The organism is Amycolatopsis sp. NPDC033938 (assembly GCF_055575975.1).
In genome coordinates this window covers 321,284-336,870 of sequence record NZ_JBVIRO010000003.1, presented here as the reverse complement: position 1 = coordinate 336,870, position 15,587 = coordinate 321,284, and the positions used below count along the sequence as shown (strand labels likewise).

Sequence of the window (15,587 nt, the reverse complement as noted above, 5' to 3'; positions counted from 1 at the left end):
CGGGCGACACGGACGGGGTATACGCGGGCATGGCCACTACGTTCAGGCGCTGATCCGGGCGTACTCGGCGATACCGGACCAGCGAACCACCGGTGTGTTTTCCAGTCCGGGGTACTCCACCGCCATCCCGCGTTCCGGGAACATGGACCACAGCAGCGCGTCCGGCGCCGCCGCGTGGGCAGCCCAGGACCCGGTCCATTCGGGGATATAGCGTTCATAGATCCGGCGGATTCGCGGGAGGTCTTTCCGTTCGAGCCTCGCCGGTCCGGTCAGGCGCACCTGCCGGACATCGTCCGGCGGTGCGAACGTGGCGATCATGACCGCGACGTCCCGGCCGAGGCGGGCCGCGTCGAGGAACGGTGTCGGTCGATCGTCGGTCGCGGGCGTGTGGAACCACAGCCGGTTTTCCTCGGCCACGAACCACATCATCGCCAAGGCGGGGTTGCCACGTTTCGTGGTGGTGGCGACGCTGGCCGGCCGCCCACGCTCGTCGAGGAATGCCCTTACGTCGAATCCCGGTCGCTTCATGACCGGTACTATGCGACCTCCAGCGCGCTGGAGGTCCAGCACTCGGCACCAACGAAAAGGGCCGCCCCGGACGGGACGGCCCTCTCTCGAATCAACTCAGCGCTGCGGCGGACCGCCGAACGGACCCTGCTGCGGGAACGGACCGCTGCCACCCGGCGCCTGTCCCGGAGGACCCTGGTACGGGCCTCCCTGCGGAGCGGCGGGCGGCTGAGGCTGAGGCAGCTGCGAGGGCGGCGGCGTCTGCTGCTGCGTCTGCTGCTGCGGTGCGGCCTCCGGCTCCGGCTCCGGAGTGGGAAAAGCCTTCGGAATCGGCCGGGGAGCCGGCGGCTCCTGTCGCGGCGTCGCGACACCCAGCGCCGGAACCTCCTTGCGTGCCACGGCTTCCGCCGCCGCGACGGCCTCGGCGACCTTCGGGTCGCTGGAAGTGTCGAACCAGCCCTGGACCTCTTCGTCCTCCAGGTCCGGCTTCTCGACGGGCTCTTCCTTCGGCGGCTCGTAACGGAACACGCCGTCGTCGCCGGGGGCACCGAGTGCGCGGGCGAAGCCTTCCAGCGCCTTGCCGTAGTCGCTCGGGATCATCCAGACCTTGTTCGCGTCGCCCTGCGCCATCTGCGGCAGCGTCTGCAGGTACTGGTACGCGAGAACCTCGGGAGTGGGACGTCCGGCCTTGATCGCCGCGAAGACCTTCTCGATCGCCTTCGCCTGACCCTGCGCCTGCAGGTACCGGGCGGCACGTTCACCCTGTGCCCGCAGGATCCGCGACTGCCGCTCGGCCTCCGCGCTCAGGATCGCGGCCTGCTTGGCACCTTCGGCCGCGAGGATCTGGCTCTGCTTCTGACCTTCCGCGGTCTTGATCGCCGACTCACGCTGACCTTCGGCGGTCAGGATCATCGCGCGCTTCTCACGGTCGGCGCGCATCTGCTTCTCCATCGAGTCCTGGATGGAGGGCGGCGGGTCGATCGCCTTCAGTTCGACTCGCGCGACACGGATGCCCCAGCGGCCGGTGGCCTCGTCGAGCACGCCGCGCAGCTGGCTGTTGATCGAGTCACGCGAGGTCAGGGTCTGCTCGAGGCTCATGCCACCGACGACGTTTCGCAGCGTCGTGGTGGTCAGCTGCTCGACACCGACGATGTAGTTCGAAATCTCGTAGACCGCGGCCCGCGAATCGGTCACCTGGAAGTACACGACCGTGTCGATCGACACGGTCAGGTTGTCCTCCGTGATCACCGGCTGGGGCGGGAACGAGACGACCTGCTCGCGAAGGTCGATACGCGCCCGCACCTTGTCCAGGAAGGGCACCAGAAACGTCAGGCCGGGAGAAGCCACCGTCCGGAACCGGCCCAGCCGTTCGATCACAGCGGACTGCGCCTGAGGCACCACCATGATCGCCTTGACCACGACGACGACCACGAACAACGCCAGCAGCCCGACAACGATGAACACCACTGTCTCTGACAACTACCTTCCCCTTACGTAGAAACCCTTTGCTGTTCAGCCGTACGGCTCACAGCTCGGCGGAAACGACCGCCGTGGCGCCCGAGATCTCGACCACGGTCACCGATGTCCCAGGGGCGATCGGCTCCCCTTCGCTCACGGACCGGGCCGACCAGACGTCACCCGCCAGCTTCACCTGCCCGGCTTCGATGTCCACTGTGGACACTACTACCGCTCGCGCGCCGATCAGCGCCTCGGTGTTGGTCTTGATGTCCGGTCCAGCGAGGAACCGGCGTTTGAGGGCGGGCCGGACGAGGGCCAGCATTCCGACCGACGCCACGGCGAACACCGCGACGTCGATGAACGGGTTCCCGGTCAGCGCGGCGGAACCGGCCCCCAAGAGGGCTCCGGCGCCGACCATGAGCAGGAACAGGTCACCCGAGAGCAGCTCGGCGATGATCAAAAGGATCCCGGCGATCAGCCAGATGAGAGCGCCTGTCATGCGTTCATGCTCCCAGATCGCGCCGATTCATACCGAAGAAGCGAAACCGACGTGACCGACGCGTAACCTTGAGTGACCCCGCGCAAACCGGTCATTCAGAACTCCTCGCCGGGATCGGAGACGAAGTCGATGAGCCGCTCCACCGCTCCGATCAGCGGCGTTTCCAGATCCCGGTAGCTGCCGACCGCCGCCAGGACCCGCTGCCAGCCCTCGTACGGCTCGCCCCAGCCCAGCGCGGCGCAGACGCCCTGTTTCCATTCCGTGCCACGCGGGATCTTCGGCCAGGCGCGGATGCCGACGACCGACGGCTTCACGGCCTCCCAGATGTCGATGTACGGATGCCCGGTGATCAGCACGTTCTCGTCGCGGATCCCGTCGACGATCCGGGACTCCTTGCTCCCCGCGACCAGGTGATCGACCAGCACCCCGAGACGACGCCCAGGGCCGGTGCCGAACTCGCCGATGCGGTCCGACAGCACGTCCACACCATCGAGTGGTTCCACCACGACGCCTTCGACCCGGAGGTCGTGCCCCCAGACCCGCTCGACGAGCTCGGCGTCGTGCTTGCCCTCGACCCAGATCCGCGAATCGCGTGCGACCCGCGCCTTGAGCCCTTGGACCTGGACCGACCCCGACGCGGAGATCCGCCGGGCCGGGGTCTTCGGTGCGGCCTTCGCCGGCACGAGGGTGACGGGTTTGCCCTCGAGCAGGAAACCCGCGGGGTTCAGCGGGAACACGCGATGCCTGCCGTGCCGGTCTTCCAGTACGACGTTGCCGTACTCGATCTTCACCACGGCGCCGCAATACCCGCTGGCCGGGTCCTCGACCACGAGCCCCGGTTCGGCGGGCACCTCGGGGATCTTCCGCTTGCGCGGCCCGGACAGCACGTCGTCATACGAATGAGAGCGCACGGCGGACGACGCTATCGGCGCCCGGGGCCGACGTCGCCCCGCCACGCCGGTCAGGCCGCCATCCGTCGCCTGACCGGAGGTGATCGCGGACTCAGGTTCACCGACAGAATGACAGCATCGCTTCGACGAACGGGGTCCGTTCACCACGCTGGAGCGGACGGATCACGAACAGCGGGGAAAGCGCCACGCACCACGCCCGGACCCGCTCCGCGTCGAATCCCGGCAGGTGCGGCGCGATGGCGTCGAACCCGTCTTCGAGCGTGCCGCCGTCGATCATCGGCAGGGTGACCCAATCGGCGAGGTCGAAGGCCGTATCACCGACGCTCGGGCGCGGGTCGATGGCGACCGCGCCACGGCCTGGCCCACCGTCGAGGACGTTGCCCGGATGCAGGTCGCCGTGCACGAGCGAGTTCCCTCCCCCGCCGGTCGCGAGGGCGAGCGCGCGCCGCCGGGCCCGGTCGAGGGTCTCCATCGGCAGCGTGGCTTCGGCGACGGACCCGCGCAGCCCTCGCTCGGCGAGCCCGTACATGAAGACGACGCGGTCTTCGAGTGTCGAAAAGCCGGCCGGAGGGGGCACGGAGTGGATCTGCGTCATCAGGTCGCCGACCTCGGCCCACGGGACGTTCGCGCCCGACTCCAGCAACTGGGTCCCGGGATCGATGCCTTCCAGCAGGACAGCGCCGTCGGCGAGTTCGGTGGCGAGGATCTGCACCACCCGCGAACAGCCGTCCCAGGCGCGCAGCGCGGCGGCCTCGGACTCGGCGATCGCGCGGTCCGGGGTCAGCTTCAGGACCTTCTTGGCACCGTCGTCCCCCCTGCAGATCAGGGTGCGGCCGGTGTTGCCCGGCTTCGCGTCGACGACGGTGAGACCCCACTGTTCCGCCAGCTTCGCGACGACGGCGGGCAGCTCGTCACACCACGTTTCGACCTCTTCACCGAAGCGCGCGATCAAACGCGCGCGAGCCTCGTCGTCCAGCACCTCGGCCACATCGCCCCCAGCGATCAGTCGGTCAGAACAGCGGCCACGGGATGGCGCGCCAGTCGTCACCCGGCTCCGGGAACACACCCTCCGCCAGAAGCAGATCGGCACGTTCGGCCAAGGCACGGATCTCGAAACCGGTGAGATGCTCGCTCAGCGCCTCACCGAGTTCACCGTCGATCCGCTCGCGCAGCCCGCGCAGCTTGCCGATCTCGGTCTCGGTGAGCGGTTCACCGATCCAGCCCCACAGCACCGTCCGCAGCTTCGGGTCGGTGTGCAGGCAGATCCCGTGATCCACCCCGTAGATCCGGCCGTCCGCGCCGGCGAGCACATGACCGCCCTTGCGGTCGGTGTTGTTGACCACGATGTCGAGCACGGCCAGTTCCCGCATCCCCGGCCGATCCGCGTGCGCGAGCACCGCGGGCTCGCCGTCGCGATCGTGCGCGTGCAGCACGACACGCCAGTCCTCCGGCAGGCTCTCCGGGGACCGGACGTCGACCAATTCCTCTTCGGTGGTCTCGATCCACAGCTGCACCATGCCCGGCCCGAACGGCCCGTCACGCAGCACCGTCGGCGGGATCGCGCCGAGCCCGGCGGCTTCGGAGACCATGGCGGTCGCGACCTCGCGGCCCGCGAGCGTCCCGTCCGGGAAGTCCCACAGCGGCCGTTCACCCGACACCGGCTTGTACACGGCGTTGCCGGTCACACCGTCGAGCTCGATCTTGCAGAAGAGCGTGACGTTGGAGGCGTCGACCAGCCTGCCTTCGACATCGATCTTGCCGCGTGTCACCAGCTCCCGCGAAGTCTCCGCCACCTGGTCAGTCCTCGAGGACGTCGACGTCGCGCCGGTACCCGTTCTGCCGCGGGCAGATATGCCCCGCCGGGTCGAGCGGCTCGGCGCACAGCGGGCACGGTTTGCGGCCGGCGTTGACCACCCGGTCGGCACGTTCGGCGAACGCCCGCGCCGCGCCGGGGCTCAGGAAGACCCTGACCGCGTCCGGCCCCTCTTCGGTGTCGTCCAGAACGACCGTTTCGTCCACCTCCCCCTCCGTCATCGCGAGCAGCTCGATGACGACGGCGCTGCTCTCGGCGTCCCAGCCGAGACCCATCGTGCCGACGCGGAACTCCTCCTCGACCGGGACGGTCAGGGGGTCGACGTCGAGCAGTTCGTCGGGCGCGTCGTCCGGTACGTCCGCGCCGAACCGGCTGGCGACCTCTTCCAGCAGCGAACCGAGCCTTTCGGCCAAGACCACGACCTGCTGTTTTTCGATCGTCACACTGATCGTGCGGACGTCCTCGGACGCTTGGAGGTAGAAGGTGCGGTCGCCGGGCTCACCGACGGTTCCTGCGACGAACCGGTCGGGCTGGCGGAAGACGTGGATTACGCGAGACATGGCACCTTTGACCCTAGGCCACAGCCACATGATCGGCATCCGCCGCCCCACCGTTCAGCCGTGGGCGAACGGCGCGACGGATCGCCAGGTCGTGGGTGTGCCCCGGGCCACCCCGGGCAAAGCGGCGATCCTAGTCTTCAGCTGTGGTTGAGATCGCCCCTTACGGCACCTGGACATCCCCCCTGTCGGCCGCCGATGTCGCGGCCTCGGGAGTCAACGCGCAATGGCTCGCGACGGTCGGCGACGAGGTCTGGTGGGCCGAACCGCGCACCGGCGACGGCGGCCGCGTCACCCTCGTGCGAGCACGCGCGGACGGCACGGCCGAAGACGTCCTTCCCGCTCCGTGGAACGTCCGGAACCGCGTGCACGAGTACGGCGGCCGCCCCTGGCTGGTGGACGGCGACGTCCTCGTGTTCACCCACTGGGCGGATCAGCGGGTCTACCGCCGCGATCTCACCACCGGCGAGACCACTCCACTGACGCCGGAACCCCCGACCCGGCACGGGATCCGCTACAGCGACCTCCGGCCCGGCCGCCCCGGCGAGGTGTGGCTGGTCCGCGAACGCAGCACCGGCCCCAGGCGCGTCGACATCGACAGGGACCTCATCGCGCTCCCCCTCGGCGGCGGCCCGGAACGGGTCCTGACCGCGAGCCATCACTTCCTCACCGCGCCGCAACTCTCGCCAGACGGCGCGCGGGCGGCGTGGATCGGCTGGAACCATCCCGCGATGCCATGGGACGGCACGGAACTGTGCGTCGCCGACGTCCGCGAAGACGGCACGTTCGGCCCCCATCACGTACTCGCCGGCGCGGCCGACGTCGCCGTCTGCCAGGTCGAATGGGAATCCGCCGACAGCCTGCTGGCGCTACTGGATCCCGACGGCTGGTGGAATCTGCACCGCGTCGGACTCGACGGCGGCATCACGAATCTGGCGCCCGCCGAAGCGGAGATCGGCGGCGCGATGTGGAAACTCGGCGCGCGCTGGTTCACCCCGCTCGGCGACGGCCGGTTCGCCGTCATCGCGTCGGGCAAGCTCGCCATCCTGGACGAGGCGACACGGGACGTGACGCCGGTGGCGGCGGCCGCCGGCCTGACCGCGTGGTCCATCAACGGTTTCGCGGTCCACGACGGTGGCATCGTCGGCGTCGCGGCCGGACCGGACCGGGAAGGCGCCGTGGTCAAGGTCGATCTCGAGGGCGGCACGATGACCGAACTCGCGTCGGCACCCGAACCGCCGTCGCCGGACTACCTCTCGGCGCCCGTGGAGCGGATCTTCAAAACCGCCGACGGCGACCGGGTCCCCGCCTTCGTCTACCTTCCCGCGAACGCCGACTTCGCCGCGCCGGAAGGCGAACGGCCACCGCTGCTGGTCTACCCGCACGGCGGGCCGACCGGCCGCGACAGCGCGGTACTCGACTTCGAGATCGCCTACTTCACCAGCCGCGGCCTCGCCGTCGTCACGGTGAACTACGGCGGCTCGACCGGCTACGGGCGCGCCTACCGCGAACGGCTCCGTGAACAGTGGGGTGTCGTCGACGTCGCCGATTGCGTCGCCGTCGCCGAAACCCTCGCCTCCGAAGGCACCGTCGACGGCGACAGGATGGCGATCCGCGGCGGCAGCGCGGGCGGGTACACCTCCGCCGCGTCGCTGACCACCACGACCACCTACCGCGCGGGCACCGTGATGTACCCGATCCTCGACCTCTATCAGTGGACCGGCGACGGCGGCGAGACACACGACTTCGAGTCCCGATACCTCGACGGGCTGATCGGCCCGCTGCCCGAGGCCGAGCAGCGCTACCGGGATCGCTCCCCCATCCACAACGCAGGCACGGTCGCCGGGCCGCTGCTGTTCCTGCAGGGCCTGGAGGACGAGATCTGCCCGCCCGAACAGGCGGACCGATTCGTGGCAGGACTGGCGGGGCGGGGCATCGACCACGCTTACCTGAGGTTCGAGGGCGAGCAGCACGGTTTCCGGAAGGCGGAGACGATCGTGGCCGCGCTCGAAGCGGAGTTGTCGTTCTACGGCCAGGTTCTCGGCTTCGAAACCCCCGGCGTGCCGAAGCTCCGGCTGAGCCGGTGAGGCCGCCGAAGACGCGGCCGGGTGACACGATCGCCTTGGTCGCTCCCGCGGGTCCGGTCCCGGCGGACCTCGTCGAGAAGGCCTTGCCGGTACTGCGCGGCTGGGGTGTCGAGGTCGGCGTCGGTGAGTGCGTGCGCGCCGTCCGCGACGGCTATCTCTCCGCCTCCGACGAGGCGCGGGCCGCCGAGTTCACGCGGGCGTGGCTGGATCCGGGCGTGACCTGCGTTCTCGCCGCCCGCGGCGGCTACGGCTCCCAGCGGATGCTCGACCTGGTCGACTGGACGGCGCTGCGGGCGGCCGGGCCGAAGATGTTCGCCGGATCCAGCGACGTGACCGCGCTGCACCGGGCGGTGAATGTCCACTTGGGACTGGAAACCCTGTTCTCCCCCTTGCCCGCCACCACCCTGTTCGACGCGGTGGCCGCCGAACACCTGCGGCTGTCGCTGTTCGAACCGGACGAGGTGCGGACGATCGCCTCGCCGACGGCGTCGCCGCTGGTGCCGGGCACCGCGACCGGCACGCTCATCGGCGGCAACCTCTCCCTGCTCGTCTCGGGCCTCGGCACTCCCGAGCAGGGCTCCGCGCGAGACGCGATCGTGCTGCTGGAAGACGTCACCGAACCGGTGTACCGGATCGACCGGATGGTGACCCAACTGCTGCGATCCGGCTGGCTCGACGGCGTCCAGGGTGTCGTACTGGGCTCGTGGAAGGCGTGCGGCGAGCCCGAAGCGATCCGAAACCTGATGCTCGACCGCCTGGGCTCGCTCGGCGTGCCAGCGGTGTGGAACTTCGGCTTCGGCCACGTCCCGGCATCGCCGACCATCCCCCTCGGCGCGCGGGCCACCCTCGACGCGGACCGGGGAACACTGCGGATTTTGCCATAACGGCAACAGGACTGGCGGTTTCGGCGAGATCGCGGGCATCGTTTCCGGCATGGATTCCACACGACAGTTCTGGGAAGACTTCTACCGCGACAAGGACCAGGTCTGGAGCGGGAAAGCGAACCCGTTGCTGGTACGCGAAGCCGCCGATCTGACCCCCGGCACCGCACTCGACCTCGGATGCGGCGAAGGCGGCGACGCGATCTGGCTCGCGCGGCAAGGCTGGCGCGTCACCGCCGTCGACATTTCGGACACCGCTCTGGAGCGTGCCGCCGCGCACGCGGCCGAAGCCGGTGCCGAAGGCATCACCTGGGAACGCCATGACCTCGCGGTCTCGTTCCCCGAGGGGCGGTTCGACCTCGTCTCGGCGCAGTTCTTCCACTCCCCCGTCGAGGAGGACGGCGGCCGGGACAAGGCGCTCCGCCGTGCCGCCGAAGCCACCGCGCCGGGCGGCACACTGCTGGTCGCAGGCCACGCAGGCTGGCCGACCTGGATGGAAGACCCGCCCCACAAGGACGTCCATTTCCCCACGCCGGCCGAGGTACTCGAAGCGCTGGCGCTGGACGAAGGCGAATGGACCGTGGAACTGCAGGATCTGATCACGCACGACCACCCGGGGCCGGAGGGGCAACCGGGGACGCGTTCGGACAACGTGCTCCGGGTACGGCGTAGCGTCTAGGCATGCGCTTGTCCCCGGAGGAAGCCCGCGCCCGGTTCGAGGGCGAGCGGATCGCGAGGCTGGCGACGACGGGGGCGGACGGCGTGCCGCATCTGGTCCCGGTGACCTTCGTCGTCGAAGGGGATTCGGTGGCCTTCGCGATCGATCACAAGCCGAAGAGCACGACAGCGCTGCGACGGCTGAAGAACATCGCCGAGAACCCGAAGGTCAGCTTCTTGACCGACCACTACGACGAGGACTGGGCCGGACTGTGGTGGGCACGGGCCGACGGGGTCGCCCGGGTGCTGACCGATCCCGACGAGCAGGCGCTGCCGGTGCGGCTGCTGCGGGAGAAGTATCCGCAGTACGAAGAGCAGCCTGCTCCGCATGCCGTGGTGAGCACTCTCGTCCACGCTTGGCGAGGGTGGCGGGCTTCCTGAGCTTTTTTGGCTTTGTTGCCGTTTTACGTCAACAAAGCCAGCGCCACGCCGTATAGGTCATTATACGCTGGGAGGCGGCCGTAGACCCATCACAGTGACCTGACGCTCTTGCGATCATCCATACAGGGCACTTCTCACGGTTTTGTGAAGGGGGTCGTGGGTGCTGAAGCTGGCGCGATCGGCTCGCTGCCGTGCTTGGCCTGACCTGGACGAGGGTGGTTCCGCGGGCATCGTCGCCCGGTCTCACCCCTTGATCACGACCGGTGGACCGGCGACCGAGCGGGGAAGATTCCGGACGCTCAACGACCGGAATCTTCCCCACCCGACCGCCCCGGCGGCAGGCGAGGAGCTCCCCGCTGAGGTGGGCGCGCAACACAGCACAAACCACACAAGCCGGACACCCATCTCCAGAAAAGTGTCCCTTATGGACACTGGAGGCACGGCCCGGCTTTCGTCAGGCAGCCCGGTCCCGCGCGGGACACGCCACCGGGCATCCACTCCGCAATCAGACAACGAGTCAGTGGAGAGGGCCTACACGCGCTTTCAAGCGATCAAGAGCGCGGCGCCTCGGCGGGCAGGAACTGCTCCACCGGCTTCCCCCGCCAAGCGGCGATGATCCCCAGCGGATCCGGCCGCAGCAGCGAGGCGGCGGCGTAGACACTCGCGGCGACGACACCCGCCATGAACCACCAGTCGTACAGCGCCTGCTCCCCTGTCGGGTAGTACACCAGCGTCACGAACACCGAGACCGCGACGACGACGGCAAGGTTCCGACGACGCCATTCGAAGGCAGAAAGAACCACGAAGCCCCAGGTCAGGTACCACGGCAGCGACGGCGGTGGGACGATCGCGCCGGCCAGCAGGACGATCGCCATCCGGTGGATCGCCGGGTTGCCGCCGTTGCGGGCGAGCCACCATTGGCGGCCGGCGAAGACGAACAGGCCGACCATCGCGATCGCCCGGAACACGGTGACGAACGGTGACACTTCGACGTCGATCACCAGGTTCACCAGCGAGTAGACGATCTCGCCGATCCCGGTCGGGAAGTTCATCCAGTTCGCGATCAGCGTCGGCGCCTTGAGGCCGGTGAGCCAGCCGAGGTTCACCGAACCGAGCGAAATCCAGGTTCCCGCGACGAACACCGGCAGGAAGATCCCGACCGACGCGGCGCCGGCGCGGAAGAAGTTGACCACCTTCCGGTCACCGGGCAGGTGGTTCGCCCACACCCAGACCAGGAACGGCAATGCCCAGGCGGCGGTCGGCTTGATCAGCATGCCGATGGTGACCAGGACGATCGCGAGGACGTGCTTGCGTTCCAGCGCGGCCAGCACGCCGATGGTGAGGAAGCCCAGCATCAGCAGGTCGTTGTGCGGACCGCCGACGAGGTGGATGACCGTCATCGGGCTGGCGATGGCCAGCCAGAGCGTGATCGGGAGTTTCCCGCCGAGATGCTTGACCAGCCGCGGCAGTGACCACAGCATGCCGATCAGGCCGATCATCAGCACGAGCCTGGTCGCGATGACCCCGGCGATCATGTCGTTGCCGGTGACCGAGACGATGCCCTTGGCGACCAGCAGGAACAGCGGGCCGTACGGCGCGGGCGTGGTCTGCCACAGCGGGTGCACGTTCTGCACGACGTCCGGCAGCACGACCAGCTCGGCCGGGCCGTTGGCGTACGGATCGAGGCCGTTCAGCAGCTGCGCGCCCTGCGCGAGGTAGGAGAAGACGTCGCGGGTGAACAGCGGCGGCGACACCAGCAGCGGCGCCATCCAGCAGGCCGCCGCGATCACGATCGGACGGCTGCCGATCCGCCCGGCGAGCGCGTAGCGGCCCAGCCGGACCCACGCCCAGATGATCAGCCCGAAGCCGAGGTAGAGCATCGCGTTGGCCAGGAGACGGCCGTGGCCGTAACGGATCCACGACAAGGGTCCGTGGCCCAGGATCGGGTCACGGACGAGGATGCCGCCCGCCCCGAGCGCGGCCAGCATCAGCAGCGTGCTGCCCACGGTTCCCATCGCGATCGTGCGGTACGGGAAGCGGGAAGGCACCCGGAGCCGCTCGCCGAGCGAACCGGCCGAGGGCGTCTGCTGGGGGTCTGTCGTGGTCACCATTTCGAGATTGGAGGTTACACACCGCGCCTGTGCGTGTGCGCGGCAATGGGTATTTCCCGCGTCGGACACGGGATTCCCGTCGGTCAGCGGTCCGCCGCCGCCCGCTGAGCGGTACCTCCCGGCAACGCGGCGAGCAGCGACTTCGTGTACTCGTGCTTCGGGTCCAGCAGGACCTCTTCCACGGTACCGACCTCCACCAGCTCCCCGCGGTACATGACCGCGACCCGGTCGGCGATGTTCCACGCCAGTCCCAGGTCGTGCGTGATCACGAGCCCGGCGAGACCCAGCTCACGCCGCAGGCGCAGCAGCAGCGCGAGGATCTCCCCGCGCACCGACGCGTCGAGCGACGCCACCGGTTCGTCGGCCACGACCACGCCAGGGTTCAGCGCGAGCGCGCCCGCGATGACCACGCGCTGCCGTTGCCCGCCGGACAACTCGTGCGGGAGCCGGTCGAGGAACTTCTCCGCCGGCCGCAGTTCGGCCGCTTCGAGTGCCTTGATGACGATATCGTGCTCGGTCGCGCCCATACCGTGGATTCGCGGGCCTTCCGCGACGGCCTCGTACACCGTGTGGTTCGGGTTCAGCGCGCTGGTCGGGTCCTGCAGGACCAGCTGGACCTGCCGCCGGTACGCCTTGAGCCCGGCGCCGCCCAGCGGGACGGGTTTGCCGTCGTAACGCACCGCCCCGGAGTCGGGTTTCTGCAGCCCGAGCAGTGTCCTGGCGAGGGTCGTCTTACCGGAGCCGGACTGGCCGACCAGCGCGACGATCTCGTCCTTCCGCACCTGGAGACTCACTCCGGCGACGGCGTTGATCCGCTTGCCGGTGCGGTCGCGGAAGCTGACGCGCAGGTCCTCGGCCTCCAGGAGCGCGGGCTGGTCACCGGCGCGTTCCGGTTCCGGTGGCAGTGGCGTGCTGGTGGCGGGCGCGAACCGCGACGCCGGATCACCGACGGTCGGGAACGCGGCCGCCAGCGCCTTGCTGTGTTCGTGCCGTGGCGCGTTCATCAACTCCGCGCTCGGCCGTTCTTCGACGATCTCGCCGTCGTACATCACCGCGATCCGGCGGCAGGTCGCGGCGAGCACCGACAGGTCGTGGCTGATCATGATCAGCCCGATCCCCTGCTCGGCGACCAGCCTGCCGAGCAGGGCGAGCACCTGGGCCTGGACGACGACGTCGAGTGCGGTGGTCGGCTCGTCCGCGATGATCAGCCGCGGGGAGCAGGCCAGCGCCATCGCGATCATGACGCGCTGCTTCTGCCCGCCGGACAGCTCGTGCGGGTACGCCCCGGCGCGGCCGGGCGGCAGGTCGACCTGTTCGAGCAGCTCGGCGACCTTGGCCTGGACCTCGGCGTCCGAGGGTGCCTTGCCGCCTGGCGGATGCAGGCGGATCGGCTCGGCGATCTGCTCGCCGATCTTGCGGACCGGGTTGAGCGCGTGCATCGCGCCCTGGAACACGACCGAGGCCTCGGCCCAGCGCACCGCGCGCAGCCTGCCCCACTTCATGGCCGTGACGTCCTCGCCGTCCAGCAGGATCTCGCCGCTGATCTTCGCCGACCGCGGGAGCAGGCGCAGGACGCTCATCGCGACGGTCGACTTCCCCGACCCCGATTCCCCCGCCACCCCGAGGGTGTCGCCGGGTTCGAGCACCAGGTCGACGCCCCGGACGGCGGCGACCTCGCCACTGCCGGTCGTGTAGGTGACACCGAGGTTCTTCAGTTCCAGCAAGGGGCTCATGAGTGCTGTCCCTTCAGGCGCGGGTTCAGCACGGTCTCCAGCGCGCGTCCGACGAGGGTGAAGGCGAGGACGATCACGACGATCGCGATACCCGGCGGCAGCAGGTTCCACCAGGCGCCCTTGCTGATCGCGCCGTTGTTCAGCGCGGCCTGCAACATGGCGCCCCACGAGATGCTGTTCGGGTTGCCGACGCCGAGGAAGGCCAGCGTCGCGTCCGCGATGACCGCGTTGCCGACGACGAGGGTCGTGTTGGCCAGCACGAGCGGCATGACGCCCGGCAGGACGTGTTTGCCGACGATGTGCAGATGACCGCCGCCGAGCGCCTTCGCGCGCTCGATGTACGGACGGCCTTCGATCGTCAGGGTCTGGGCCCTGACCAGCCGCGCGGTACTCGGCCACGCGGTGACGCCGATGGCGACGATCACCGTCGCCGTGCCCTGCTCCAGCACCGAGGCCAGCGCCACGGCGAGGACGAGCGACGGCAGTACCAGGAAGAAGTCCGTGAACCGCAGCAACAGTCCCGACAGCCAGCCGCCGAAATGCGCGGCCGCGATCCCGACGACGGTGCCGATCAGTACCGAGAGGAACGCCGCCGAGAAGCCGACGAGCAGCGAGATCCGCGCGCCCCAGAACGTCATCAGCAGCACCGAGCGGCCGTCGATCTCCGTACCGAGCCAGAACTCCGCGCTGGGCGGGGTCAGCGAACCGCCGGTGGCCTTGGTGACGTCGAGGCCGGACTCGTCCGAGATCACCGGCGCGAGGATGGCCAGCACCGTGATGATCGCGAGGAACGCGAGCCCGAAGACACCCGCCTTGTTGGTGGTGAACTCGTGCCAGTGTTTCGCCACGGCCGCGCGACGGCGGCGCCAGACGATCGAACCGGGTTTTTCCGCTGTCGTCATGCCGTCCGCACCCTGGGGTCGAGCACGCGGTAGAGCAGTTCCGCGAGCAGGTTCATCAGCACCACCGCGCCGGCGAGCGTGACGAAGACGCCTTGCAGCACAGGAAGGTCCGGGCCGCGAAGCGCTTCGTAGAGCAGCTGCCCGAGACCTGGCCAGCTGAACACGGCCTCGACCGAGACCGCACCCGAGACCACCATGCCGAACTGCATGAACACCAGCGTCACCGTCGGGAGCAGGGCGTTGGGAACCGCGTGCCGCTTGCGCACGAGGTCGTCCCGCAGTCCCTTGGCCCGTGCGGTGGTGAGGTAGTCCGAATTCATCTCACCGATCAACGACGAGCGCATGACCAGCATGTACTGGGCGTAGAACACCACCAGCAGGGTCACGCACGGCAGCACCAGATGGTGGAGGACGTCGAGCCCTTCGCTGAAGAAGCCCGGCTCGGCGTCCGGGGAATGCATGCCCCGGCTGGGAAAGAGGCCGTTCGTCGCGACGAGCAGCATGAGCCCGAGCCAGAACTGCGGTACCGACCACAGGGTCAGCGCGAGTCCTGTTTGGACCTTGTCGAACCTGCTCCCCCGGCGCCAGCCCGCCCGGATGCCGAGCCACAGGCCGAGCGCGATCGCGAGCACGGTCGCGCTGCCGACGAGCAGGATGGTCGGCCACAGCCGCTCGCCGATCAGGTCCATGACCGGACGCTTCAGCAGATAGGAATCGCCCATGGTGCCGTGGAACAAGCCGACGACGTAGTCCCAGAACTGCCGGAGCAGGGGCTTGTCCACGCCCAACTGCTCCCGCAGCTCCGCCATCTGCACCGGATCCGTCGGCCGGTCGCGCACCATGAACCGCACGGGATCACCGGGCAGCGTCCGGAACAGGAAGAAGCCGAGGACGACGACGAGCGCGAGGCTCGCCAGCGCGCCGCCGATCTTGGAGAGGACGAACCGCGTGGTGCCGGTCCCGCCTCGGTGCTCGTCGGGGTCGACGAGCACCGAGGTCTGGTCGAGAGAACTGAGTGCCTCGCTCAACG

At 69.2% G+C, this 15,587-nt stretch carries 15 protein-coding genes; 4 read left to right on the top strand and 11 right to left on the bottom strand.

Annotated elements, in window-relative coordinates:
• Positions 1-42: 42 nt before the first annotated feature.
• The 7 genes from ACZ5ZX_RS11555 to ACZ5ZX_RS11525 all read right to left on the bottom strand — a co-directional run bounded on the left by ACZ5ZX_RS11555 (position 43) and on the right by ACZ5ZX_RS11525 (position 5,748).
• Positions 43-528, bottom strand: a complete 486-nt coding sequence (locus ACZ5ZX_RS11555; protein ID WP_465501916.1) for a pyridoxamine 5'-phosphate oxidase family protein — start codon at positions 526-528, stop codon at positions 43-45.
• Between the two features lie 96 nt (positions 529-624).
• Entirely contained in the window at positions 625-1,974 is a 1,350-nt protein-coding gene (locus ACZ5ZX_RS11550; RefSeq protein ID WP_465502167.1) for an SPFH domain-containing protein, read from the bottom strand.
• A gap of 58 nt (positions 1,975-2,032) precedes the next feature.
• Complete coding sequence (locus ACZ5ZX_RS11545; protein ID WP_465501915.1) at positions 2,033-2,464, bottom strand: NfeD family protein; 432 nt, start codon at positions 2,462-2,464, stop codon at positions 2,033-2,035.
• A 95-nt stretch (positions 2,465-2,559) separates the two neighbouring features.
• Complete coding sequence (locus ACZ5ZX_RS11540; RefSeq protein WP_465501914.1) at positions 2,560-3,375, bottom strand: DUF3097 domain-containing protein; 816 nt, start codon at positions 3,373-3,375, stop codon at positions 2,560-2,562.
• A gap of 97 nt (positions 3,376-3,472) precedes the next feature.
• Positions 3,473-4,363 (bottom strand): aminoglycoside phosphotransferase family protein, encoded by an 891-nt coding sequence (locus ACZ5ZX_RS11535; protein ID WP_465501913.1) that lies wholly within the window; start codon positions 4,361-4,363, stop codon positions 3,473-3,475.
• Between the two features lie 22 nt (positions 4,364-4,385).
• Positions 4,386-5,168, bottom strand: a complete 783-nt coding sequence (locus ACZ5ZX_RS11530) for an SCO1664 family protein (RefSeq protein ID WP_465501912.1) — start codon at positions 5,166-5,168, stop codon at positions 4,386-4,388.
• Between the two features lie 4 nt (positions 5,169-5,172).
• On the bottom strand, positions 5,173-5,748 hold the full coding sequence (locus tag ACZ5ZX_RS11525; protein ID WP_125678033.1) for a DUF3090 domain-containing protein: 576 nt from the start codon (positions 5,746-5,748) through the stop codon (positions 5,173-5,175).
• 143 nt (positions 5,749-5,891) lie between these two features.
• Here ACZ5ZX_RS11525 and ACZ5ZX_RS11520 point away from each other — a divergent pair, with 143 nt between their 5' ends.
• From ACZ5ZX_RS11520 to ACZ5ZX_RS11505, 4 genes are read left to right on the top strand one after another with little or no spacing between them, the layout of a single operon-like run.
• On the top strand, positions 5,892-7,832 hold the full coding sequence (locus tag ACZ5ZX_RS11520; protein WP_465501911.1) for an alpha/beta hydrolase family protein: 1,941 nt from the start codon (positions 5,892-5,894) through the stop codon (positions 7,830-7,832).
• Positions 7,829-8,716 (top strand): S66 peptidase family protein, encoded by an 888-nt coding sequence (locus tag ACZ5ZX_RS11515; RefSeq protein WP_465501910.1) that lies wholly within the window; start codon positions 7,829-7,831, stop codon positions 8,714-8,716. The genes ACZ5ZX_RS11520 and ACZ5ZX_RS11515 overlap by 4 nt, the downstream gene beginning before the upstream one ends.
• 49 nt (positions 8,717-8,765) lie before the next feature.
• Positions 8,766-9,392 carry a class I SAM-dependent methyltransferase gene (locus tag ACZ5ZX_RS11510; RefSeq protein ID WP_465501909.1) on the top strand — a complete coding sequence of 209 codons (627 nt, stop codon included), beginning with the start codon at positions 8,766-8,768 and terminating at the stop codon, positions 9,390-9,392.
• 2 nt (positions 9,393-9,394) lie between these two features.
• On the top strand, positions 9,395-9,811 hold the full coding sequence (locus tag ACZ5ZX_RS11505) for a TIGR03668 family PPOX class F420-dependent oxidoreductase (protein ID WP_465501908.1): 417 nt from the start codon (positions 9,395-9,397) through the stop codon (positions 9,809-9,811).
• Positions 9,812-10,362: 551 nt separating this feature from the next.
• Here ACZ5ZX_RS11505 and mptB read toward each other — a convergent pair.
• The 4 genes from mptB to ACZ5ZX_RS11485 all read right to left on the bottom strand — a co-directional run bounded on the left by mptB (position 10,363) and on the right by ACZ5ZX_RS11485 (position 15,585).
• Positions 10,363-11,922, bottom strand: a complete 1,560-nt coding sequence (mptB, locus tag ACZ5ZX_RS11500) for a polyprenol phosphomannose-dependent alpha 1,6 mannosyltransferase MptB (protein ID WP_465501907.1) — start codon at positions 11,920-11,922, stop codon at positions 10,363-10,365.
• An 83-nt stretch (positions 11,923-12,005) separates the two neighbouring features.
• The gene (gene nikE / locus ACZ5ZX_RS11495) at positions 12,006-13,655 is read right to left on the bottom strand and encodes a nickel ABC transporter ATP-binding protein NikE (RefSeq protein WP_465501906.1); all 1,650 of its coding nucleotides are present in this window, start codon (positions 13,653-13,655) and stop codon (positions 12,006-12,008) included.
• Entirely contained in the window at positions 13,652-14,557 is a 906-nt protein-coding gene (locus tag ACZ5ZX_RS11490) for an ABC transporter permease (protein ID WP_465501905.1), read from the bottom strand. The genes nikE and ACZ5ZX_RS11490 overlap by 4 nt, the downstream gene beginning before the upstream one ends.
• Positions 14,554-15,585 carry an ABC transporter permease gene (locus ACZ5ZX_RS11485; protein ID WP_465501904.1) on the bottom strand — a complete coding sequence of 344 codons (1,032 nt, stop codon included), beginning with the start codon at positions 15,583-15,585 and terminating at the stop codon, positions 14,554-14,556. Before ACZ5ZX_RS11485 ends, ACZ5ZX_RS11490 begins: the two co-directional genes overlap by 4 nt.
• Between the last annotated feature and the right edge of the window lie 2 nt (positions 15,586-15,587).